This window comes from Acinetobacter pseudolwoffii (assembly GCF_002803605.1).
In the GTDB taxonomy this organism is placed as follows: Bacteria; Pseudomonadota; Gammaproteobacteria; order Pseudomonadales; family Moraxellaceae; genus Acinetobacter; species Acinetobacter pseudolwoffii.
This window is the reverse complement of the sequence record NZ_PHRG01000007.1, coordinates 38,470-60,090: the sequence shown is the minus strand read 5'-3', so window position 1 is coordinate 60,090 and position 21,621 is coordinate 38,470. Positions and strand designations below refer to the sequence as shown.

Here is a 21,621-nt window from a genome sequence, read left to right as displayed (position 1 = left end):
TCATAAAAGTAGAGAAAAGTCCCCCTTTAAAAAAGGGAGACTTAGAGGAATTCATGCAAAAGGGTAATTAAATTTGTGGCTTAAAATAAGGCTTCTTGGCTTTTACTTTCTTTTGAAAGCGGCTCACGCTGAGTTTTTTAACCAGACTTGCCGGAACAGGACAGGCCTCACCCAGAATCTGGGCGGCCAGAATTTCACTACAAAGGGGTGCAAATAAAAAGCCTTTGGAGCCTAGACCGGCAAAACTATAAATTTCCTGTTCAGGCTGCATTTTACCGAGTAAAGGAAAGTAATCCTGACTTTGGGCACGTAGCGCTGCACGGCCATGCCAGGTGTCCATCGGTGCTAATGACGCGGCATAATCTGGAAAGACGCTCTGGAGCAGCTCATGATTATGTGCATGATCTTCTGGGAGCACCTCTGTATCCTCCCGACCAGGATGGAAAGATGCACCGAGAATTAAATGTGTATCATCCAGTTGCATACAATACCCACCGTAGTTATAAGCAGTCTCTTTGCTTAAAGGCTGAGCGCTATTGTTTAGCCAGCTCACTTGTCCACGAATTGGCTTGAGTGCCGGATAATGCTCAAAGAATTGTGCTGTCTCGCGCGCGCTACAAACCAGCACATGATCAAACTGACCCAAACAATTTTCATTTTCAAAAAGTTCGGGTTGAGATAGCTGCTCAATTTTGGTGATTTTTGCTTGGATATATTTAATATTCGGATGCTGTAAAATTTCATCACGCAATTGATGCGGAGAAATAGTTCCTGCTGCTAAAAGTTTTAAACTTGAATATTCAGTATGCAGTTTCTGCTCATCCGCCGTTTGCACTGAAAGAATATGTGCTGGATATTCATTTGCCAGACTTAAAAGAGTTTCAGGATGTTTGAGTGCCAATTGACTGACCTGAATCGGTCGAAAGGCTTTGAATTTTGCATAATGAGTCAGGGCATGTTGCCAAGCCAAGGTCATTAAATGTTCTGCACTCTGCTCAATCGGGCAGAGTTTTGGGTTCAGGAGCGCAAGCGGGTTACCAGAACCACCAGCAAGTGGCGCTGATTGATCGTAAATCGTGACTTGGTGGCCACGCTGTGCAAAGGCCCAGGCAGCACTTAAACCTGCGATTCCGGCACCAATAACCGCAATCTGGCGTACGTTAAATTCAAGCTCAGGATTTAATGCTGTTTTTTTTTGAGTAATATCCTGATCTGCACCCGAATTGGCTGGTTCAGATAGCTTCCAGATGGCTTTGAGCATTTCACGTTTATGTCCAAAACCTCTTGGACGTGAAATGGAAATCCCATGGTTATTTAGGCCACGTTTCAGGACACCTGCGACACTAAAAGAAGCGAAAGTGGTGCCAATCTCGGATAAACGCACAATATTATTTAAAACATTTTCTTCCCACATGTCTGGATTACAAGACGGCGCAAAACCATCCAGAAACCATGCATTCACAGGTGCGGTTTTTTCCATGATGGGAAATACATCATGGGCATCTCCAAGCCACAAGTCGATTGAGAAACGTTCTTCCCGGAAGCTTAAACGGTGGCAGCCTGCAATTGGCATCGGATATTGGGAAATCAGTTGATCTGCCAATGGCTTGAGTTCAGGCCAGACATTTAAAGCGCGAATCAGATCGGGTTTAGAGAGCGGAAATTTCTCCACTGAAATCGCATGCAAATGACTGTGATTGTCCGGACGGGTCTGCTGCCAGAGCTGCCATAACGCCAGAATATTCAGTCCTGTGCCAAAGCCGGTTTCGCCCACACAAAAATATTCAAACGGTTTTAAGTCAGTCAGGCGGGTCGGCAGGTCATTGCCATTTAAAAAAACATGGCGGGTTTCCAGCAAACCATTGTCTTTAGAAAAATAAACATCGCCAAACTGTTTAGAGACAGGCACTTCAATGCCATCCACCAATTGCCAATCGAGATCGGCGGTTTGAATTGCATGCGACAAAACGACTACAACCTTAAATAAGTCCGAAAGGGGAATAGATTACCATTGACGGCGACGCTTGGTATAAACGTAACTGGCAATCAGAAAGCCCAGCAAAACGCCCACGGCCAACGTGGCAGCACCATACAGGAACATCTGCGCACTGCGTTCGCTTTGTAAAACCTGTACTTGCACGCCAAGATTGTCATTTCTGAGCTGTAGTTCCTGATTTTGTGCTAACGCTTCCAGATTGGCTTTTTCCAGCTGTTGCAGACGCGTCGCCTGATCCTTCACCAAAGCTTTTACTTTGGCGTCTTGCTGAGCTTTATTTCTGGCAAGTTCTTCAGCAGTCAGTGGCTTATTTCCAGTTGCCGGAAGGGCTTGAGATGCTGTTGCAGCCACAGGGATGATTGCAGGTTTTGGCGTAGTAGTGGGGGTTGCGACCGCAGCTTGTACAGCAGCAGCGGCGACACTGTTTGGTGTTGTCTGAACTGTGGCAACTTCTACTGCCCATACAGAATGAAAGGTACAACAGAGGCCAATAACACTGGCAAGAACAACACGCATAAACCTTATCCTTGAGGGAATGCTTTGTTAAACGGTTTCACATCAATCTGTGCATATACACCTTCTTTCAGGAAGGGTTCATCTTCTAGCCAGGTATCCAGGTCTTCACGGCTGTCAAAATCGACAATGATGGTACTGCCATAAAAGCCGGCTTGTGGATTACTCGGATCTTTCGGCATCGCGCCTGCAACAATCAGACGGCCTTCATCATTCAGCTTTTGCAAGCGGGCAAGATGTTGTGGACGAATGGCAAGACGTTTCTCCACTGTACCTTCCTGATCGGTACAGCTAACGACAAATAACGGCATGATGATTCTCAATCGTTTGTAGTTGGATTTATTCAGCAGTCTTAAAGTATTTACGCAATACAATAAACTGGATAATGATAAAGGAAAACATCACGATCATGTCACCGAATGCCGTAAATTCGCCCCAATATTTTCCATCCAGCCACAAGTAGGCAAAGAAGGTATGTAAAAATGACATCAGTGCAAACATGGCGACCCAGGCATAGTTCAGTTTGATCCAGCCTTTTTCACTTAAGTTGAAAACCGGGCCAAACAGACGCTGAATCAGTGGCTTTTTATCTTTACTAAACCAAGGCGACAGCAGGAATACGCCGGCAAAGACCAGATTCAGCAATACCGCCTTTAAACGGATATAGAAATCGTCGCTCAGCATCAGAGTGATCCCACCAAAAATCACGGTCATAAACAGTACAATCCATTGCTGCTTATCCAGGCGGAATTTTTGCATGACAAATAACGCACCATAGACCACCAGCATAGCAATAATCAGACCAGTGGTTGCCACAAGAATATTATTATTGTCGACACCCCCCGCAGAACCGATCAATTGCAAAAGTTGATGGTCAGTGTCTTTTGGATCTACAGTTTTATATAAATAAAAGAAAATAATGAGTGGCACAAAGTCTAAAAGTGCTTTCATGTTAGAGTATCTAAATCTGATTAAATAAATGTCATAGTATAGAGATGCACGGCGTAGATTTACATACACATAGCAATATTTCTGATGGAACTTTAACTCCACAGCAATTGGTCGAGGCTGCCGTAGAGAAATCGGTGCATACTTTGGCATTGACAGATCACGACACTATGGATGGCTTGGAACTGGCACAAGAAGCCGCTAAAAATCATGAGATTAAGATCATTTCTGGGGTGGAAATCTCCAGCCAGTGGTCACGTCCAGCCACCAAGAAAAATTATGGCGTGCATATTGTTGCACTGAATATGCAAAATCCTGAGCCTTTACAAAAAGCCCTCAATCAGCAGAAGAAAATCCGGGCGGAACGCTCGAAACAGATCTGTGACTTACTGATTCCTTTAATTGGTCAGGATATTTATGCCGATGTACTGGTCAAAGTCGATAATATCCCTGATCGGGTAACACGGACGCATATTGCCAAAACCTTAGTAGAAAAGGGCATTGTGACTCGCCCGCAACAGGCTTTTGATAAGTACATCAAGGAAGGTAAGAAAGCCTATGTCAAATTTGATGGCTTGAGTCTTGAAGACACGGTTCAGGTGATTCATGAAAGTGGCGGCTTTGCAGTGCTGGCACATCCGACCAAATATGACCTATCTGCGACCAACATTCGTTACCTGATCGAGATCTTTGCCAAGTTTGGTGGCGACGCCGTTGAACTGCCGCCAGCGGTAGATCCAAGTTCTACTCGCCAGATGGTCGATCGGATGATTGCGGAGCATCGTCTGAAAGTTTCGATTGGCAGTGACTTTCATGGCGACCATATGCCATGGATCAGGCTCGGAAATGTGCCGAGCCTAAAATCGGAACAAGTCGGGATTTGGGAAAGTTTTGTTGATTGAGTGCTTTACTCGAACTTTGCTCTTGCAGAGCAGAAGGGCCCTTTGCTGATAGAAAAGGGCAAGAGAAGAATAAATTACAGTAGGTTATGATCTTTGGCCTGAATCGGTGGTGGGGTTGGTTTGCCCAGCGTGCCTAAGAGTTCAATTTCAATGGTACGTACCATTGAGTCCAGTGGCAAATCATTACTTTGCGTGCCAAAAGGTTCTTCAATTTCTGAGCTTAAGGCATCTAGTCCTAAAAAGGTATAAGCTAAAATACCGACCAGTAAGGGCGTAAATAAACCTAATGTTGAACCCAGGCTAAAGGGCAAAATAAAACAGAAAAAATAGACGGTACGATTGAGCAAGACCGAATAGGCAAAAGGTAAAGGCGTCGTCGCAATCCGGTCACAACCAGTCTGGACAATACTCAACTCCGCCACGTGATTATTCATCTGCATATAGATGATGTCTGAGATTTCACCTTCTTTGAGCGCCTGCATTAACTCCCATTGAATCAGGCTTAAGGTATATTGCGGCGCGTTGGCCTGTTGATAGAGCTGGGTCACAGCTTGCTGGCTCATGCCGCTAGTTTCAACCAGTTCGGTCGGATTGGCTGTCTGATGGCGTAGCCGGTCACGGAGAACATTGGCAAAGACAATCACGTGCTGAATCACACGTTCACGGCGACCTTGGGACAGCATCCGGCAATCCCGGTCAAAATGTCGTGAATTGGCAATCAGAATACCCCAGAGTTTGCGGGCTTCCCACCAGCGGTCATAACAGGCCGAATTCTTAAATCCGAGAAAGATCGACAGTACCACTCCAATCAGGGTAAAGCCGACCAGAGGTAATTCTGGAAAATGAAAAGAGCCAATATGTGACAAGCCACCGATAATGGCCGAGATCAACATCACTACGCCTAAAGGTGGCAAAACTTTCGGCAAAATTGTACCTCGCCAGGAAAACAGCAGTTTAAAAACAGTTGGCTGGTCACGTACGATCATTTATTGGAATCATCACAATTTTTTTCATGATCTTGTGGAGTTGTGCCTGCTTTGTCAAGTGCTATTCAATACTGCATTTCCGGTTTGATGAGTTGCTGCTCAGCAAAGGAAAAACTGCCCTCCAAAGCGATAATACAATGGTCAATCAGATGAATATCTACCAGCTGGCAGGCTTGTTGAATCTGACGGGTCAATGCCAGGTCAGCCTTGGATGGAGAGGGCCGGCCCAGCGGATGATTATGTGCAATCACAATGGAAGTAGCCTGTTGGCTAATGGCATAACGCAACAATTGATTAATGGAAATATCACATGCATTGATGGAGCCATAAAACAGTTTTTTAAAGGCAATTTTTCTTAGACTGGCATCCAGACACAGCACGGCAAACACTTCTTGAGTTTCACCGAGCAGTTCAAAACGTAAATAATCCCGTAACCGTTTGGAATTATTGAGCTCCAGTGCATCCTGTTTCAGATGTTCGGAAATATAACGCCGTCCTAATTCCTTGACCGCCATGAGCTGGGTATATTTGCTAATGCCCATGCCATGAAAGCGACTGACGTCCTCTAAGGGTGCATCCAGTAAGGCAGTGAGATGACCGAAATGCTGAATCAAGAGTCGGGCAAGTTCGACTGCGGAATGTTGCTGTGAGCCGGAACGCAGGAAAATTGCCAGTAGTTCGGCATCGGATAAACTTTCTGCACCATATTGAATTAAGCGTTCGCGCGGGCGTTCTTGTTCAGGCCAGTTTTTAATAGAAAATTGCATAGTTATTAGACTTATTTATTATGAATTATGAGTTTTCCCTGAAGCTGATCTCTTGGGAATGCCATTATTTAATGCTATTGTGAGCCCCACTGCAACAGAAAGGTAGCCTGTTTGTGAGCTTCGACGTAAGTGTAATTCCTCATAAAAATATCATTTTAGCTGTGACTGGCGGCATTGCTGCCTATAAAAGTGCGATTCTGGTTCGTCGTCTGAAAGATGCCGGATTTAATGTGCGGGTGGTGATGACCCAAGGGGCACAGGCTTTTATTACACCTTTAACGTTTCAAGCCTTATCAGGCAATCCGGTCCATACGGCATTACTGGATCCTGAAGCGGAAGCAGGTATGGGGCATATCGAGCTGGCACGTTGGGCGGATCTGTTACTGGTTGCACCTGCAAGTTGTGACATCTTGGCAAAGTTTGCAGCAGGTCTGGCAGATGATTTGCTCAGTACTTTATATCTGGCGACCAAGGCACCGGTCTGGGTAGCGCCTGCCATGAACCAGCAAATGTGGGCAGCTAAGCCAACACAACGCAACTTGGCCACTTTAATTGAAGATGGTGTGCATGTGATCATGCCGGATGCCGGATCTCAAGCCTGTGGCGATGTGGGTTTAGGCCGTATGCCTGAGCCGGAAGATCTGGCACGACAAGTCACAGAATATTTCCATCAAGCACAGCGTGCGATCGCAGAAAAATTTGGTCAGCTTGCGGGTAAACGTGTCACCATCACCGCCGGTCCAACCCGTGAAGCGATTGATCCGGTACGTTATATTTCCAATCACAGTACCGGTAAAATGGGCTTTGCTCTGGCAGCTGCCTGTTATGCCGCTGGGGCAGATGTGACCCTGATTGCAGGGCCAGTGACTCTGGATACACCAAATGGCGTCAAACGCAAAAATGTCAGTTCTGCCGTAAAAATGCTCAATGAAAGCATGCAGATGCTGGAAGATGGCTGTGATATTTTTATTGCAACTGCTGCGGTGGCGGATTACCGCGTGGCCGAAGTTGCGGAACACAAAATTAAAAAATCTGGCGATGAGCTGAATGTGGCGCTTGTGAAAAATCCGGATATTGTTGCGACCATCGCCCAGCAAGAGAAACGTCCGTTTATGGTCGGTTTTGCGGCGGAAACCCGCAATATTGAAGAATATGCCGCGGGCAAACTGGTCGCGAAAAAACTGGATATGATTGCCTGCAATGATGTCTCACGTGCCGATATCGGTTTTGCGTCGGATGAAAATGCCATGACCGTATTTTTTGCCGAACAGTATCAGATGGATAAGCGTGATCTGGAAAAAGCCTCCAAGCAGGAAATTGCCCAGCAGCTGATTGAAGCGATTCATGATGCCTTGCATCGTGATCCATCCAGTGATGACGATTTTTAAAAGAATCTTCACAAAAAAAAAGCCCTGTTAGACTCAGGGCTTTTTTATGAGTAAATTTTTATCATTTATTCAAAAAGCTGTAGAAATCTTAAATAATTTAGTCATGATTCATGCACTGCTTATTTCTTGTTTTTTCAAAAAAGCATAAAATAGGTCACAGAATAAGCAAGCATAACAATACTGCATATATCAGCTATAAGCAGGAACAGGAAAGAAAAAGAAGGAGGCGCTATGAGAACAATCATTGTGTTATGGATGATCGCCTGTCTGGCTGGATGCAGTTACTTTGTCTCGATGGATGAATTGGCCAGAAATATTCAAGCGCAGATGCAACAGGAATTTAATTCCAATCAGGATTATCAACGCTATCGTTTTACTGTGCAGAAGGTCAAAATTGTCCAGCGGCAGGGCAATCAATTTAAAGCGATTTCTCATCTGAATTATCAGGGGGAGGCATATCCGGTCAATGTCAAAATCTTTAAGGTCGATGGAGGCTATAGGTGGGCGATCGAAGAGGATGCCTTTGCTTTTATTGATGAAATTGAAATAGAGCAATACCGGCAGCAACTGGATCGGGAGTTACAGCAACTGGCTGCAGCCTTAGATGACCTGGAACCTGTAAATGAGTCAAAAGAGCATGAGCGCGGTTCTCTGGTCACATCCATTGCCGAGCCAGAATTTCAAGGTGTTTCTTATCAGGAAGAACCGGTTCCGGTCGGTAATATCACCGCATATACTCAATAACGTCTTCGCTCATCTCTATAAAAAAGCCCCGATGATCGGTGCTTTTTTATATCGATTAGACTTTTAAATTCGTATTTAGGATTCAACTTGCTGATGTTCACGCACATAGTCTTCAGTACGTTGCATTGCTTCTTGAATATTAAACAGCGCAGTTTCCACATCTTTCAAGGTTTTGGCATTGCCACCGCTTAGTGCCTGACGCCATTTACGTGCACCCGGCAAGTTCTGGAACAGTCCTAAAATATGACGGCTAATAATTGACAATGGTGCACCTTCTGCCATGCGCTGGGCAATATAAGGCAGCATTTGTTGCATGATCTCGAAACGATCAGGTGCATCCAGATTCCACAATTGGCCCAGTTCAGCCAATAAGTACGGATTATGATAGGCTTCGCGACCAATCATCACGCCATCGACATGTTTGAGATGTTCCAGCGTTTCGGCATAGGTCTTGATCCCGCCATTGATTTCAATCAGCAGATCAGGACGATCCTGCTTCAGGCGATAAACATCTTCATAACGCAGGGGCGGCACATCGCGGTTTTCTTTAGGCGATAGACCTTTTAATAAGGCAATTCGCGCGTGTACGATAAAATTATTGCAGCCGGTTTTGGCCACGGTATCGACAAAATGCAGCATTTCTTCATAAGACTGCATATCATCAATCCCGATCCGGTGTTTTACAGTCACTGGAATATCCACCGCATGCTGCATTTCAGCAATACATTCTGCGACTAAATCGGGTTCAGCCATGAGGCAGGCCCCAATTTTATTATTCTGTACCCGGTCACTCGGGCAACCCACATTTAAATTGACTTCGTTATAACCCCAATCCTGTGCCATCTTGGTACAGGTCGCGAGATCTTTAGGATTCGAGCCACCAAGTTGTAGTACGATCGGCTGTTCTTCGGTGTTAAAGTCCAAATGCCGTTTGGCATCCCCATAAATGATGGCACCTGTGGTGACCATTTCAGTGTACATAATCACATTTGGGTTAAACAGACGGGCAAAGAAGCGATAGTCTTTGGTGGTCCAATCCATCATCGGCGCCACACTGATTCGTGGTTGAAGTTTATTTTCAATGGTGGTCAGATCAGTCATTCAAAATTACGCCTTAACGAAATGGAAGAAGAAGGGATGAATAAATCGCCCAAAGATTATTTTTTTGCCCAAGCCCGCTAGGCCAATATTGCAAAAAAAGAGGGCGTAATACTAGCATAAAATCAGCAGAACAACCCGGCGAACTTGAGTCAAGCCAGTAAGTCCAGGACATGAAACAAGAAATAAAATTAGAATTCCAAGTCATTCCAGAATGGTATATTTTGATAGTAGAAACACCAATATAAAAAATGATAGAAATAAGGAGAATAATTATGCTGTTATTGGAGGAGATTTATAAAAGCCATAAAGCACAAAATTCAGCACATTTTAACTTAAAAATTCATCGTGGCTTAGGCTGGTTTAAAAAAGCGCTAGACTTGGATCAAGATCTGGATTTTAAATTCATCAGTCTATGGATTGGTTTTCAGGCTATTTATGCAGAAGAGGATGATCGGGTTCAGGGAAAGGATAAGCTGCGTCAATTTCTAGAAATACTTTGCCAAAATGATCTGGACCAGAAGATTAATCATATTGTCTGGGAAAAGTACAGTCAGCCAATCCACTCACTCTTAGTGAACCCCTATATGGAACAAAGTTTTTGGGATTATCGTCACCAGAAAATTAGTCTGGAACGCTGTAATGCTGAACTGGAAACACAGAAAAAAATCATACAGCATGCTTTAAATGAGCGAAATTCTGTCGAAATTTTAGTCGGGGTGTTTCGTCGTTTATATACATTACACCATCAGCTCATGCAGGGCGGAGTTACCTATCATAGTTCCCTGAACCACAAGTCACTCGAGGAAAGCTGCCGGATTCTGGCCGCTTTGCTGCCGGTCTTTATCTGTATTTTATTGGAAAATTCAGTTGCTCTAGATTTAAATAAACCTTTCTATCCAGCGGCTCAAGTCAGCTAAGTATAGTTAAGCATCTAGGCTGCTGTCCGGGCGTGATGCCATTGATCCAGTAAGGCGAATAGGGTAGCGCCTAGGGCCAGCCCGAGTCCTGCCATACAGGTCATGCTCCAGCCCCCATGATGCCAGGCATAAACCCCTAAGGCTGAACCACAGGCACCGCCAATAAAGTACAGGGTCATATACAGTGAATTGACCCGTGATTTGGCATCCGGGCGCAGGCGGAAAATCACATTCTGATTACAGCTATGCGTAATCGCCAACCCCAGATTAATCAGTCCATAGCCCAGAATATAGCTCAGCAGCGATACCGCACCAAAATATAGGAACAGCCAGCTCCCAATCAGGATCGAACAGCCAATCCAGCTCAAGGTTTTGATATGGCCCCGATCGGCCCATTTACCAATGAATTGAGTCGACAATGCGCCAAAGACGCCGACCAGTGTCACCAGACCGACCATGACATCAGACAGCTGGAAAGGTTCTTGGGTCAGCAGCAGGGCAATGGTCGAGAACAGCATGCTCATGGCGGCAAAAGCACAGGCACCGGTAAGAGAGCGCAAGACCAATCGTGGTTCATGTTTTAATAAGCTCGCCATAGATTTGAAAATCGCTGCATAGCTGATTCTTAGGCGTGGCAGACTCGGTAATTTTCCTCGCAGATAAAAACTTAAAGCCAGCATGCTGATGCCACTGACGATATAGATCATTTTCCAGTGAAACAGGTCGGACAATAATCCCGCAATACTGGTCGAGAGCAGAATACCGACCAGCAAGCCGCTCATCAGGAAACCCACTACTTCTCCAGTTTTTTCCGGTTTGACTGCCATGGTGGCCAAGGGAATCAGAATCTGTGCAGCCACGGAAAACAGTCCGGCAATGATGGTGCCAACCCACAGCATCGGCAGGTTTATCGCACTGGCACAAATAAATAAACCTGCAGCTGCACCCAGCATGAGAAAGGGAATCAGCTTGGTTTTATTCAGCATATCGCCCAAAGGTACAATAAACAGCAGGCCTAATGCATAAGAGATTTGAGCAAAGGTAACGGTGAGTGCCACTTGTGATTCCGGCACCTGATAATATTGCTGAATCGATGAAATCAGTGGCTGGCAATAATAGTTGGCGCCGGCACATAAACCACAGGCAATCGCCATCAGCCATAATAAGGGCTTGTTTTGACTGATATCGAGGGGCGTGTTCATAGCAGCAACCTTATCTAAGCCGAGGAGAATTTAAAACAAGCAGCGCATTGATGCAGGAATGAAAGGCACTATAAGTGAGAACTTTAGGCTTTAAAAGTAGAAAAATATTACAATGACTCAATGAAAAGATCTTAGATCGCAAGGACTACACAAGACTTGAATTAGAAAACCAGTCAGGAATGATCAGGTTGCCAGATTTTTGATCAATAGCTGGCTTTATTACAACGCATAGGACAAAGAAAGAACGGAAAATCCCCTGAAAATGAAAAAAATTAAATAATGGCTCTCATTTTATGCGCAGATATGGTGCATAAACTTTATTTTAGTCACTTATTCGGTTTATGACATTAATATAATAAATGGTCAGCAAGATTTTTGTTCCTCTTGGTCTGATCATTTTAGAGATAAGTGACCTTTAGACCCACAGATCTCGTTGTGTCACATCCATCAATTCAACCTCAGCCTGATGGGTGCTAAATCATAACTAAATTGAATAAAAGGTATTACTTTACAGATCAGATAGCTTATCTGGAATAAGTTCTTTATTTGTCAATAAAGTCAAATTTAGAAAACTTGGAGAGCTAAAGTGCCGCTGTCCTTAGCAGAGAGACCTATTCAGAAACGGGTAGCATAAAGAACCAAAACAGGAATTTTGGTCAGAAAGATCAATGTAACAAAAAAAATCTCAAGTAGGCGGCTTATCAGCCGAGCGCATTTTCAGGTTTTCATTCAGGTAAATGAATATCGTTTATAAAATAATCAAATATAAATATTTGGCGTATATAAGCCATGCACCAGTACAGCAACATTTTTATGAATCATCAGTTCAATATATAGGCATTTATTAAATAAATAGTAGGTGGTAATTTCAAACAGTTTGATTAGAATCCAAAAATTCAACAAGAACACATCCTGAGGGGAAGCATCGTTTAAGCGATGTTTACTTAAGAAAAATTAGCTTGAGGAACGCTCATGCAGATCGGAATTCCAGCCGAAACTGTTGTCGGTGAAAATCGCGTCGCTGCGACGCCAGAGACAGTAAAGAAATTGATCAGCGCAGGACATAGCGTGATTATCGAACGTAGTGCAGGGCTTAAAGCTGCCTATATCGATAGCGCCTATGAACAAGTTGGTGCCAAAATTACGGATGATGCCTACACCGGCAGTCAATTGATTTTAAAAGTTCGTGCACCGAAAGGTGAGGAAATTCAAAAACTCAATCCGAACATCGCCATCGTGGCGATGTTTGATCCTTACCGTAATACTGAGCTTGACCAATTTGCGGCACAGAACGTGTCTGCATTTGCATTGGAGCTTTTGCCACGGACCTTGTCTCGTGCGCAGAATATGGATGTCTTGTCTTCTCAAGCCAACCTTGCAGGATACAAGTCAGTCCTTCTGGCTGCGGCTGAATACCAGCGCATGTTCCCGATGCTAATGACGGCTGCGGGGACGGTCAAACCAGCCCGTGTGGTGATCATGGGGGTCGGGGTCGCGGGTCTGCAAGCGATTGCCACTGCAAAACGCTTAGGCGCTATTGTGGAAGCCACAGACTTGCGTCCAACAGCAAAAGACCAAGTGGAATCATTGGGCGGTAAATGGCTGGATGTGCCGATGTCTGCGGAAGAGCAGCAAAAAGCGGCGGATGCGGCCAAGAATGGTTATGGCTGGATGCCTGGTGAGGAATACATCCGCGATCAGGCTGCCATTGTGGATAAAGCCGTATCAAATGCTGACATTGTGATTACCACAGCGCTTTTACCCGGCCGTGATGCACCGCGTTTAATCCGTGCTGAAACAGTTGCGAAAATGAAACCGGGTTCAGTCATTTTAGATATGGCAGTGGAATCGGGCGGTAACGTTGAAGGTTCGAAATGCGGTGAAACTGTGCATACCGACAACGGCGTCAAAATTTTGGGTATTCCCAATATTCCTTCGACTGTATCGACTGAAGCATCGGCTTTATATGCACGTAACGTGTTTAATTTTGTCGAAACGCTGTTTGATGCCGACAAGAATTTTGTCCTGAATCCAGAAGAAGAAATTCAAAAAGCCCTACTTGTCACTCATGCCGGCCAAGTGCTGCTAAAACGTGGTTAAGGAGAAGACTCATGGTTGAAACAATTACGATTTTTGTCCTTGCCATTTTCGTAGGTTACTACGTGGTGTGGGGTGTAACACCAGCATTGCATACGCCGTTGATGGCGGTCACCAATGCCTTGTCATCGATCATTATTGTCGGTGCGATGATCCAGACCGTTGGTCTGCCGGTGATCGGCGTTGAAGGCAGCGTGGATTTCCAGACCATTAACGTGGTGAGCGTGCTGGGTGCAATCGCGGTGTTCCTGGCCAGTATCAATATTTTCGGTGGCTTTGCCGTGACTGCACGTATGCTGGAAATGTTTAAACCTAAGCAAAAGAAAAAAGAGGGTTAATCCATGGAAATGATTCGAGAATATGCGGATTGGTTCTACCTGATTGGTGCCGTTCTTTTTATCCTGACGCTACGTGGTTTATCAGGTCCTAAAACTGCAATTCAAGGTAACCGTTACGGTATGATCGCCATGGCGATTGCAGTATTGACCACCTTCTTTGTTGCAGATAATCCTGTGGTGTGGATGATTGTGGGCGCAATGGTAGCAGGTGCGGTGGTGGGTATTGCCCGTGCGCGTACTGTCCCTATGACCCAAATGCCAGAAACTGTGGCGCTGATGCACTCATTGGTGGGTCTGGCTGCGGTCTTGATTGCGATTGCTGCAATTATTCATAACAACAAACTGATTGAACTCGGTCCAGACCTTTTGGCGGCCAATGGTGTCAATTTCCATGAAATGAGCCGTGTTCATTTATTTGAACTGTTCGTGGGTTGTTTTGTCGGTGCAATTACCTTTACAGCATCAGTCTTTGCTTATGGAAAACTGGCTGCGAAGAAATGGGCAAAAACCATTTCTGGCGCATGGGTAAAACCTGTTCAGGCCATCATCTTTATTGCCATGTTGGTGTTTGGTTTCATGTTCTTCTCAACAGGGAATATGACCGCATTCTGGGCAATGACAGCACTTGCACTGATCTTTGGCTGGGTATGGATTGCACCTGTCGGCGGTGGTGATATGCCGGTGGTGGTCTCGCTACTCAACTCATTCTCTGGTTGGGCTGCAGCCGGGATTGGTTTCACGCTTGAAAACAACATGCTGATTGTGGCAGGTTCACTGGTCGGTTCTTCAGGTGCGATTCTGTCTTATATCATGTGTAAAGCCATGAACCGTTCAATCATCAACGTTCTGTTTGGTGGCGCAATGGGCGGTACAGCTGCGCCGACAGCAGGTGCGGGTGAGCAGGTACAACGTAACCACCGTTCTGGTTCAGCAGATGATGCGGGCTTCCTCATGTCAAATGCGGACAGCGTGGTGATTGTACCGGGTTATGGAATGGCGCAAGGTCGTGCACAGAATGCGGTCAAAGAACTTGCGAACATCTTAAAAGAGCAGGGCGTAACCGTACGTTTTGCAATTCATCCGGTGGCAGGTCGTATGCCAGGTCATATGAACGTATTGCTGGCTGAAGCTGATGTGCCGTATGAAGATATTTTAGAGATGGATGAGATCAACTCTGACTTCCCGGCAACGGATGTGGTGCTGGTGATTGGTGCAAACGACGTTGTCAACCCGGCAGCCAAAGATGATCCAACATCGCCGATTTATGGCATGCCGATTCTGGAAGCGCATAAAGCACGTACTATTATGGTAATCAAACGTTCAATGGCGACCGGTTATGCGGGTCTGGACAATGACTTGTTCTATAACGACAAGACCATGATGATCTTCGGTGATGCCAAGAAAGTGGTGGAGGATATGACCAAAGCCATTAATGGTACGGGTCACTAATCATTTAAATCCCCCTAAGTCCCCCTTTAATAAAGGGGGATTTTTTATTTTATATTTTGGAAAAAAGATGATTGAGCGGTCATCGAACGTCTATGTTTATGATGAATTTATCCTAAAATACCCATCAAATCGGTGCATAAGACAAGATGAAAATTAAAAAAAATAGCTGTAGCTTGAGTTGTATTAACGCTTATAAAGTCCGATGAACAGGCAATAAAAAAGCGACCTATACAGGTCGCTTTTTTGAATATTCGGTTTTTACGCTACAGAGTCAGTATCTGCAGGATTGCGCCATAAGCTTTCTAGGTCATAGAATTTACGCGCTGTTGGAAGCATACAATGAACCACTACATAACCGAGGTCGATGAGGATCCATTCAGCATCACGTTCGCCTTCAATACCAAGCGGACGGAAGCCAGCTTTACGTGCTTCTTCAGCAACGTTATTGGCCAGTGATTTGATATGACGTGTCGATGTGCCGCTTGCAATGACCATAGCATCAGCCACATTACTGATACCGCTGACATCAAGCTCAACAATTTCTTTTGCTTTTACATCTTCAAGTGCAGCATGTACGACTTTTAAGCAGTCCTGTACAGCTTGAGAATTTGAATTCATAGTAAGATCGTGAGAATTAGAAGCGCTGGGCGATGGTTCTAAATTCATGGGGTGTGTAATTTCCTAACAATTATGCATGGTCTAATATAGCGGTTTTAGTGCTGAATTTCAAATGAAGCCGCAGTCCACTCAGTCATGCTCCGGAAAGAACTCAGCTTTCCAGACAAAGGAGTCATTGGAATGCTGCATCGGCTTATATTCGGCAGCGACATAAGCTTGATATTGACTATGTTTTAACCACTGAAATATATCATGATATTGAATAGACGCCGTATTGGGTTGATGTCGTCCCGGACAATCCGCAAACTGGATATGACCAATCAGGTGAATATTTTCTTTTAAATTTTCCAGTACATCTTCGCCCATCATCGCCATGTGATAGCAGTCATACTGCATTTTTAAGGCCGGATGATTGACTGCTTCCAGCATTTCCTGGGCTTGGGCAACATTTTGAATCAAAAAACGTGGCATATCGGTGCCATTGACCATTTCAAAGACCGGTTCAATTTGATGCTCGAGCAGCATTGAACAGGCCATTTTCAGATTACTTGCCAGCGTATTCAGGCAGGGCAACAGGTCACAATCCAGAGGCTGTTTGCCGGCCAGAATATTGACCCGAGGTACATTTAAGGCCGTGGCATACTGGATAGCTTGTTCAACAGCATGACGGAACTCGATTTCCCGCCCCGGGATACCGGCCAGGCCATGGCCGCCCTGCATTAAATCACCGGCAGGCACATTAATCAGGCATAAGTTCAGTTGATGGATGCTGAGCTGATTTTGAATCTGGCCAATCGTCAATTCATAAGGAAACTGGATTTCGACATGATTAAAGCCCTGTGCTCGAGCCAGCGCGAAGCGTTCGATGAGTGGCACTTCGGTAAAAATCATCGACAGGTTAACGGCAAGTTTAATCATGTATTTTCCTTATACATTCAGGGTATTACAAAAGTAAAAATTATGCGTGCTTGAGCTGTTGAATCACAGTGGCCAGATCGGCCTCGGCAAAGCCCTGGGCCTGATGGATTTGCAGCTGTGATAAGGCCTGAGTCGCGACCGGAACATTCAGATCAAAGCTTTGGGCCAGTTGCACGGCATTGTTCAGATCTTTAGATAAGGTCTGCACTTTCCATTGCACCGGTTCGAAAGTTTGTGTGGCCATACGTGGTGCCAGAATCTGGAAAGGTTTGGAATCGGCAAAACCACCTGCCAAGGCAGGTGCCAGTAGGCGTGTATCTACACCTGCAAGGCCCGCCAATGCCACTGCTTCCGCGATCAGGGTACTATTGGCTGCGACAATGAGCTGATTACAAATTTTGGTCGCCTGACCAGTACCGGTGTCGCCCATACGGGTGACGCGCTGTGAAAGTGCTGCATAAATTGGGTCAAGATGTTCAATCATTGCGGCATCACCACCGGCAAAAATCACCAGACTGCCTTGTTCAGCACCTGCGGTACCGCCTGAAACTGGGGAATCAATCCAGCTCACCTGTCTGGTCTGTGCTTGTGCTGCAAGCGCGTGAGTTTGCTGCACCGAAAGGCTGGAAAAATCCACAATGATTTGATCGGCAACCAAATACGGCGCGATCTGCTCAAAGACCGATTGCACCGCCTGATCATCTGCCAAGCAAGTCAAAATCACTGGATAATCCGCAATCTGATTCAAAGACAGCGCAGTTGCACCCAAGTCGATTAAGGGATGGCAAGCCGCCGGGGTACGGTTCCATACCGCAACCTGAAAACCTGCATGTAGTAGACGGGTCGCCATCCGGCGTCCCATCAGGCCCATACCCAAAAAGGCAATCTTAGTATCGCGATTTAACTGCATGCTTTTTCTTATTCCTTGCTTGGACTCTAACTCGATTTAGTTATATTGGCGTGGCACGAACTGGACTTCCGGATTCTTGTCCTTTTTACGAGCCAGCTGGCTGTTTTTACCTAGCAATAATTTCAGCTGCCAGATTTTTTCCATACGTAAAGATTTATTTGGACGATGCTGCATGGCATCCAGTACAAACTTAGAGGCCATCAGGGCATCCGGAGAGCGTTGCAGCATTTCCTCAGCCAATGCTTGTGCGCGTGCCAACGGTTCTTGATCCACATGGGTAACCAGACCAATCTCTTTGGCATAGGCACCGTCAAAAATCCGGGCAGTCAAAGTCAGTTCTTTGGCCAGATCAATCCCAATCAGGCCTTTCAGCGAACGGCTGAGCCCCATATCTGGTACCAGTCCCCAACGGGTTTCCATAATCGACATTTTGGTATCAGGATGTGCAATACGGATATCTGCGGCCAGAGCAAGCTGCATACCAGCGCCAAAACAGAAGCCCTGCATCGCAGCGATCACCGGCACCGGTAATTCCTGCCAGACCAGAAAGGCTTTCTGGAACAGGCTCTGACCCGGACGGATTAACTCCCAGGCCGCATAGGCACGATTTTTAGGATTATTTAAATCGGCCAGATCAATGCCGGCACTAAACACCTGCGCTTCACCGGTTAAAATGACGCAACGGATACTTTTATCTTTTTTGATTTTCTGCGCAGTCGCAACCAGTTCACGCAGCAGGGCAAAGCTCATGGCATTGCGTTTATCCGGGCGATTCAGTGTAACTGTGGCAATGCCGTTATTTTTTTCCAAGCGCACGAGTGACATGGCATTCTTCCTTATTTTCCTGAGCCGAGCATAACATGCGGCCCGTGAGCTTACATGACAGCTCAGTCATACTTTCTAAGTCACGGACTGAGCAGCTTCAAGTTTTAATTCAAATGTTGTTTCAGAATTTGCTGGGCGGCCTGTTCAACTTGTTCGACCACGGCTTTAAGTTCATCAAAATGTTTCAGCACGTCTTGAACAAAGTTTTCGTCGGCCTTGCGACGTTCTTTACGCAGGGTTGAAACGAACTGTTCAAATCCGCCCGTGACTTTCTGCAAAGTCGGTGCGCCGACATAGCGGGTTGCACCATATAAACGATGCAAGACATGTTCCAGTTGCGGGAAATCTTCCAGTTCAATTAACTGCTGCATTTCAGTGAGTTCATCGGCAAAACTGTCGACCAGCATGCGCAACAGGTCTACTGCCAGATCTTCCTTATTGGCTGCCAGTTGCAGGCTTTGCTGCCAGTCCAGAATATTCGGATCCAGTGCATCAATCACATGGGCGCGTTCCAGCACTGGAAGCCGTTTAAAATGTTCGGTGGTCCAGTGGGTCAGAATCTGCACAATCTGCTCGATCTGGATCGGCTTGGTGACATAATCATCCATGCCATTTTGCAGCAGCTTATGTTTTTCATCTGACAGCGCATGTGCAGTCAGGGCAATAATCGGCAGTCGGTTATGGTTTTCAAAGGTCGATTCCAGTGAGCGAATCGCACGTGTGGTATCAATTCCCGACATCACCGGCATCTGAATATCCATAAAGACCAGATCAAAAGCTGGCTGTTTCTGCTCATAACGGCGCTGGATGATATCAATCGCTTCCTGTCCGCTCAGGGCTTTGCTGGTGGTGACATTCAGTTCAGCGAGTAATGCTTCCAAAACAATCAGGTTGGGTAAATGATCATCGACGGCCAGAATATGCAGGCCCTGACCATTAAAGTCTTCATGCTGTTCCTGATCGAAGACCGGTTGATTGCCCAGCAGCTGAATCAAGGCACTGCGGCTGAGTGGCTGATGCAGAGCACGGGCACGATGGTCGTTCAGCATGCTTGGATCGAGTTGCATCTGATAACCATATACGGCCAAATGACCCTGATAACGCGAGCGGATCTCGCGTAACAGGACTTCGCTGTCGCCACTATGATCGACGATGAGCCAGGTGTTTTCAGAGTTCTGTAGATGATTCAGGCGGCTAAACAGATCCAGAATCGATGCGCATTCAATATGCTTGACCTGATAATTTTCCAGATAATGACGCAAGACGTTCGCGGTTGCCGGATGGGCCAGATAAGACACCACCGTCAATTCATTGAAATCTGGATGTTCAATTACAGTATCTTCATCGACCAGGAATTGCGCAGTAAACCAGAAAGTCGAGCCTTTTTCGGTTGGGGCACGTTCCTGATTATCTTCAAAACCAATCTGGCCATGCATCAGGCTGACCAGCTGTTTGGAAATGGCCAGCCCCAGTCCTGTACCGCCAAACTGACGGGTGACCGAAGTATCGCCCTGTGAGAAAGATTCAAACAACTTCTTACGATCGGTACCACTCAGGCCAATGCCGCTGTCCTGTACACTAAAATGCAAGACACATCGATCGATCCCCTCATGTTCCATACGTGCCCGCACGATGATTTCGCCATCCGGCGTGAATTTGATCGCATTGGAAATCAGGTTGGTCAGAATCTGCTTAAAGCGTAGCGTATCGCCAATCACATGTTTCGGTACGCTGTCTGCGTAGTAGAAGGCCATATCAATATGTTTTTGTGCCGCCAGGGGTGAGAGCATGTCCATCACATCAAAAATCGCTTCTTCCAGATCGAAAGCTGCGGTTTCCAGTTCCAGTTTGCCGGCATCAATTTTGGAAAAATCCAGCACATCATTAATCAGCGCCAGTAAATGTGCGGAAGATTTACGAATGGTCTGCAAATATAGACTTTGCTCATTGCTGAGATTGCCCTGACGCAAGAGCAGATGAATAAAGCCATCAATACTGTTGAGCGGGGTACGCAGTTCATGGGAAATATTGGCCAGAAACACCGACTTGGCCTGGTTGGCTGAAATCGCCTGGTCACGTGCCTGACGGTAAGTAATATTCTGTACTTCGAGCGTATCTAAAGTACGACGTAAATCATCTTCAGTCTGTTCAGTATGTTCGCGCAGTTCCAGAAAACTAAAATGCAGACGTTTTACCACATTGGCAATATCCCGTTGCAGTAAACGTAGCTCTCCGGTGCTGTTAATCACCATATGCTGGCCGAGGGTATCGGCATTCAGGCGTTGCAACTGCATGCGAATTTCATACATCGGTGCAATCCAGCGCCGTGAGTAGAAATTCAGACAGAGTAATAACAATAATAAGGTTAATAGACCCGTTGCAATCAATACGATCAATACCCGGTAGCGGGCAATGGCCAGCGGCTGATTATCCAGTTCAATTGCCAGCCAGCCTTTAGAAAAACTGTTTTCATTCACTTTAATGGCATAAATATGATTGTCTTTATGCAGAATCGGGCCAATAAAGTTACCGCTTTTATCAAAATCGGGCCAAGCGGCCTGTTCCTGAAAGCCGATACCTAAACGATTCTTGCCACTGTCATCCAGAATGGCTGCCCGAACCAGATGTTTTTCATTGAGCATATTCTGCATGGCATTGTGGGCCTGATCATATTGCCAGGGATACAGGCTTAAAATATCCAGTGCATACTCAGACGTGCCTTGAAAACGCGTCATAATGGCAATTGCCATCTGCTTTTGCTGGGCACGTGCGGCATTCGAGGTTTCAGTCAACACCAGCATCGCGCCAACACAGGCCAAAATAGTAATCGGCACAAAAATCAGCGCAATCAACTGTCCATAGGCGTGATTTAAGTGTAGGCGTTTAAACAGCTTTTTATTGATCGTTGACATGATTTAAGCAGTATTTTCTTTATGTCTGGCATATTAGCATGCTTTAAATCGACAGTTAAAATTTAAGCATTATTTTTATAAGGGTTCAGA

The 21,621-nt window shown here is 45.7% G+C and carries 21 protein-coding genes; 7 read left to right on the top strand and 14 right to left on the bottom strand.

Annotated elements, in window-relative coordinates:
* Positions 1–67 precede the first annotated feature (67 nt).
* The 4 genes from mnmC to CWI32_RS12375 are packed head-to-tail and all read right to left on the bottom strand — an operon-like array spanning position 68 to position 3,460.
* On the bottom strand, positions 68–1,966 hold the full coding sequence (gene mnmC, locus CWI32_RS12390) for a bifunctional tRNA (5-methylaminomethyl-2-thiouridine)(34)-methyltransferase MnmC2/FAD-dependent 5-carboxymethylaminomethyl-2-thiouridine(34) oxidoreductase MnmC1 (protein ID WP_100535422.1): 1,899 nt from the start codon (positions 1,964–1,966) through the stop codon (positions 68–70).
* Positions 1,967–2,005: 39 nt separating this feature from the next.
* Complete coding sequence (locus tag CWI32_RS12385) at positions 2,006–2,512, bottom strand: SH3 domain-containing protein (protein ID WP_100535421.1); 507 nt, start codon at positions 2,510–2,512, stop codon at positions 2,006–2,008.
* A gap of 5 nt (positions 2,513–2,517) precedes the next feature.
* Positions 2,518–2,820 carry a YciI family protein gene (locus CWI32_RS12380; protein ID WP_005098111.1) on the bottom strand — a complete coding sequence of 101 codons (303 nt, stop codon included), beginning with the start codon at positions 2,818–2,820 and terminating at the stop codon, positions 2,518–2,520.
* A 28-nt stretch (positions 2,821–2,848) separates the two neighbouring features.
* Positions 2,849–3,460, bottom strand: a complete 612-nt coding sequence (locus CWI32_RS12375; RefSeq protein WP_005168649.1) for a septation protein IspZ — start codon at positions 3,458–3,460, stop codon at positions 2,849–2,851.
* A 44-nt stretch (positions 3,461–3,504) separates the two neighbouring features.
* On the opposite strand from CWI32_RS12375, the gene CWI32_RS12370 reads away from it, so the two are divergent.
* Positions 3,505–4,359 carry a PHP domain-containing protein gene (locus CWI32_RS12370; protein WP_100535420.1) on the top strand — a complete coding sequence of 285 codons (855 nt, stop codon included), beginning with the start codon at positions 3,505–3,507 and terminating at the stop codon, positions 4,357–4,359.
* A 74-nt stretch (positions 4,360–4,433) separates the two neighbouring features.
* On the opposite strand, the gene CWI32_RS12365 is transcribed toward CWI32_RS12370, so the two are convergent.
* Positions 4,434–5,345, bottom strand: a complete 912-nt coding sequence (locus CWI32_RS12365) for a bestrophin family protein (protein WP_100535419.1) — start codon at positions 5,343–5,345, stop codon at positions 4,434–4,436.
* Positions 5,346–5,410: 65 nt separating this feature from the next.
* A complete protein-coding gene (gene radC, locus CWI32_RS12360; protein ID WP_100535418.1) occupies positions 5,411–6,112 on the bottom strand; it encodes a RadC family protein in 702 nt (233 codons plus the stop codon).
* A 113-nt stretch (positions 6,113–6,225) separates the two neighbouring features.
* Here radC and coaBC point away from each other — a divergent pair, with 113 nt between their 5' ends.
* Positions 6,226–7,500: a bifunctional phosphopantothenoylcysteine decarboxylase/phosphopantothenate--cysteine ligase CoaBC gene (gene coaBC, locus CWI32_RS12355; protein WP_100535417.1), complete on the top strand. Its 1,275-nt coding sequence runs from the start codon at positions 6,226–6,228 to the stop codon at positions 7,498–7,500.
* Positions 7,501–7,731: 231 nt separating this feature from the next.
* Complete coding sequence (locus CWI32_RS12350; RefSeq protein ID WP_100535416.1) at positions 7,732–8,244, top strand: hypothetical protein; 513 nt, start codon at positions 7,732–7,734, stop codon at positions 8,242–8,244.
* Between the two features lie 75 nt (positions 8,245–8,319).
* Here the strand turns inward: CWI32_RS12350 and dusA are convergent, their stop codons facing one another.
* The gene (dusA, locus tag CWI32_RS12345; protein WP_100535415.1) at positions 8,320–9,345 is read right to left on the bottom strand and encodes a tRNA dihydrouridine(20/20a) synthase DusA; all 1,026 of its coding nucleotides are present in this window, start codon (positions 9,343–9,345) and stop codon (positions 8,320–8,322) included.
* A 272-nt stretch (positions 9,346–9,617) separates the two neighbouring features.
* Between dusA and CWI32_RS12340 the strand changes: the two genes are divergently transcribed.
* Positions 9,618–10,262 (top strand): hypothetical protein, encoded by a 645-nt coding sequence (locus tag CWI32_RS12340; protein WP_005168642.1) that lies wholly within the window; start codon positions 9,618–9,620, stop codon positions 10,260–10,262.
* A gap of 14 nt (positions 10,263–10,276) precedes the next feature.
* Here the strand turns inward: CWI32_RS12340 and CWI32_RS12335 are convergent, their stop codons facing one another.
* Positions 10,277–11,464, bottom strand: a complete 1,188-nt coding sequence (locus CWI32_RS12335; protein WP_005098097.1) for an MFS transporter — start codon at positions 11,462–11,464, stop codon at positions 10,277–10,279.
* Between the two features lie 759 nt (positions 11,465–12,223).
* Positions 12,224–12,367 (bottom strand): hypothetical protein, encoded by a 144-nt coding sequence (locus CWI32_RS12330; RefSeq protein WP_252146112.1) that lies wholly within the window; start codon positions 12,365–12,367, stop codon positions 12,224–12,226.
* 69 nt (positions 12,368–12,436) lie between these two features.
* Here CWI32_RS12330 and CWI32_RS12325 point away from each other — a divergent pair, with 69 nt between their 5' ends.
* From CWI32_RS12325 to CWI32_RS12315, 3 genes are read left to right on the top strand one after another with little or no spacing between them, the layout of a single operon-like run.
* Positions 12,437–13,564, top strand: a complete 1,128-nt coding sequence (locus CWI32_RS12325) for a Re/Si-specific NAD(P)(+) transhydrogenase subunit alpha (RefSeq protein ID WP_005098096.1) — start codon at positions 12,437–12,439, stop codon at positions 13,562–13,564.
* Between the two features lie 11 nt (positions 13,565–13,575).
* Positions 13,576–13,899: a proton-translocating transhydrogenase family protein gene (locus tag CWI32_RS12320; protein ID WP_004281642.1), complete on the top strand. Its 324-nt coding sequence runs from the start codon at positions 13,576–13,578 to the stop codon at positions 13,897–13,899.
* A 3-nt stretch (positions 13,900–13,902) separates the two neighbouring features.
* Positions 13,903–15,348, top strand: coding sequence for an NAD(P)(+) transhydrogenase (Re/Si-specific) subunit beta (locus tag CWI32_RS12315; RefSeq protein WP_100357992.1), 1,446 nt, complete (start codon positions 13,903–13,905; stop codon positions 15,346–15,348).
* Positions 15,349–15,606: 258 nt separating this feature from the next.
* On the opposite strand, the gene rsfS is transcribed toward CWI32_RS12315, so the two are convergent.
* From rsfS to CWI32_RS12290, 5 genes are all read right to left on the bottom strand, one after another.
* Positions 15,607–16,014, bottom strand: coding sequence for a ribosome silencing factor (gene rsfS, locus CWI32_RS12310; RefSeq protein WP_071851619.1), 408 nt, complete (start codon positions 16,012–16,014; stop codon positions 15,607–15,609).
* Between the two features lie 81 nt (positions 16,015–16,095).
* Complete coding sequence (locus CWI32_RS12305) at positions 16,096–16,884, bottom strand: hydroxypyruvate isomerase family protein (RefSeq protein ID WP_100329839.1); 789 nt, start codon at positions 16,882–16,884, stop codon at positions 16,096–16,098.
* Positions 16,885–16,924: 40 nt separating this feature from the next.
* Positions 16,925–17,794, bottom strand: coding sequence for an NAD(P)-dependent oxidoreductase (locus CWI32_RS12300; protein WP_100535414.1), 870 nt, complete (start codon positions 17,792–17,794; stop codon positions 16,925–16,927).
* A gap of 36 nt (positions 17,795–17,830) precedes the next feature.
* The gene (locus CWI32_RS12295; protein WP_100329837.1) at positions 17,831–18,619 is read right to left on the bottom strand and encodes a crotonase/enoyl-CoA hydratase family protein; all 789 of its coding nucleotides are present in this window, start codon (positions 18,617–18,619) and stop codon (positions 17,831–17,833) included.
* A gap of 104 nt (positions 18,620–18,723) precedes the next feature.
* On the bottom strand, positions 18,724–21,531 hold the full coding sequence (locus tag CWI32_RS12290) for a GacS-like sensor histidine kinase (RefSeq protein ID WP_100535413.1): 2,808 nt from the start codon (positions 21,529–21,531) through the stop codon (positions 18,724–18,726).
* Between the last annotated feature and the right edge of the window lie 90 nt (positions 21,532–21,621).

What these genes read in the sequence shown, in the direction of transcription:
- CWI32_RS12370 (WP_100535420.1), top strand. Translation starts at nt 3,505, where the DNA reads ATGCACGGCGTAGATTTACATACACATAGCAATATTTCTGATGGAACT.
- CWI32_RS12290 (WP_100535413.1), bottom strand. Translation starts at nt 21,531, where the DNA reads ATGTCAACGATCAATAAAAAGCTGTTTAAACGCCTACACTTAAATCAC.
- CWI32_RS12300 (WP_100535414.1), bottom strand. Translation starts at nt 17,794, where the DNA reads ATGCAGTTAAATCGCGATACTAAGATTGCCTTTTTGGGTATGGGCCTG.
- radC (WP_100535418.1), bottom strand. Translation starts at nt 6,112, where the DNA reads ATGCAATTTTCTATTAAAAACTGGCCTGAACAAGAACGCCCGCGCGAA.
- CWI32_RS12295 (WP_100329837.1), bottom strand. Translation starts at nt 18,619, where the DNA reads ATGTCACTCGTGCGCTTGGAAAAAAATAACGGCATTGCCACAGTTACA.
- CWI32_RS12325 (WP_005098096.1), top strand. Translation starts at nt 12,437, where the DNA reads ATGCAGATCGGAATTCCAGCCGAAACTGTTGTCGGTGAAAATCGCGTC.
- CWI32_RS12350 (WP_100535416.1), top strand. Translation starts at nt 7,732, where the DNA reads ATGAGAACAATCATTGTGTTATGGATGATCGCCTGTCTGGCTGGATGC.
- CWI32_RS12320 (WP_004281642.1), top strand. Translation starts at nt 13,576, where the DNA reads ATGGTTGAAACAATTACGATTTTTGTCCTTGCCATTTTCGTAGGTTAC.
- CWI32_RS12380 (WP_005098111.1), bottom strand. Translation starts at nt 2,820, where the DNA reads ATGCCGTTATTTGTCGTTAGCTGTACCGATCAGGAAGGTACAGTGGAG.
- CWI32_RS12385 (WP_100535421.1), bottom strand. Translation starts at nt 2,512, where the DNA reads ATGCGTGTTGTTCTTGCCAGTGTTATTGGCCTCTGTTGTACCTTTCAT.
- CWI32_RS12315 (WP_100357992.1), top strand. Translation starts at nt 13,903, where the DNA reads ATGGAAATGATTCGAGAATATGCGGATTGGTTCTACCTGATTGGTGCC.
- CWI32_RS12335 (WP_005098097.1), bottom strand. Translation starts at nt 11,464, where the DNA reads ATGAACACGCCCCTCGATATCAGTCAAAACAAGCCCTTATTATGGCTG.
- dusA (WP_100535415.1), bottom strand. Translation starts at nt 9,345, where the DNA reads ATGACTGATCTGACCACCATTGAAAATAAACTTCAACCACGAATCAGT.
- CWI32_RS12305 (WP_100329839.1), bottom strand. Translation starts at nt 16,884, where the DNA reads ATGATTAAACTTGCCGTTAACCTGTCGATGATTTTTACCGAAGTGCCA.
- rsfS (WP_071851619.1), bottom strand. Translation starts at nt 16,014, where the DNA reads ATGAATTTAGAACCATCGCCCAGCGCTTCTAATTCTCACGATCTTACT.
- CWI32_RS12375 (WP_005168649.1), bottom strand. Translation starts at nt 3,460, where the DNA reads ATGAAAGCACTTTTAGACTTTGTGCCACTCATTATTTTCTTTTATTTA.
- CWI32_RS12365 (WP_100535419.1), bottom strand. Translation starts at nt 5,345, where the DNA reads ATGATCGTACGTGACCAGCCAACTGTTTTTAAACTGCTGTTTTCCTGG.
- CWI32_RS12340 (WP_005168642.1), top strand. Translation starts at nt 9,618, where the DNA reads ATGCTGTTATTGGAGGAGATTTATAAAAGCCATAAAGCACAAAATTCA.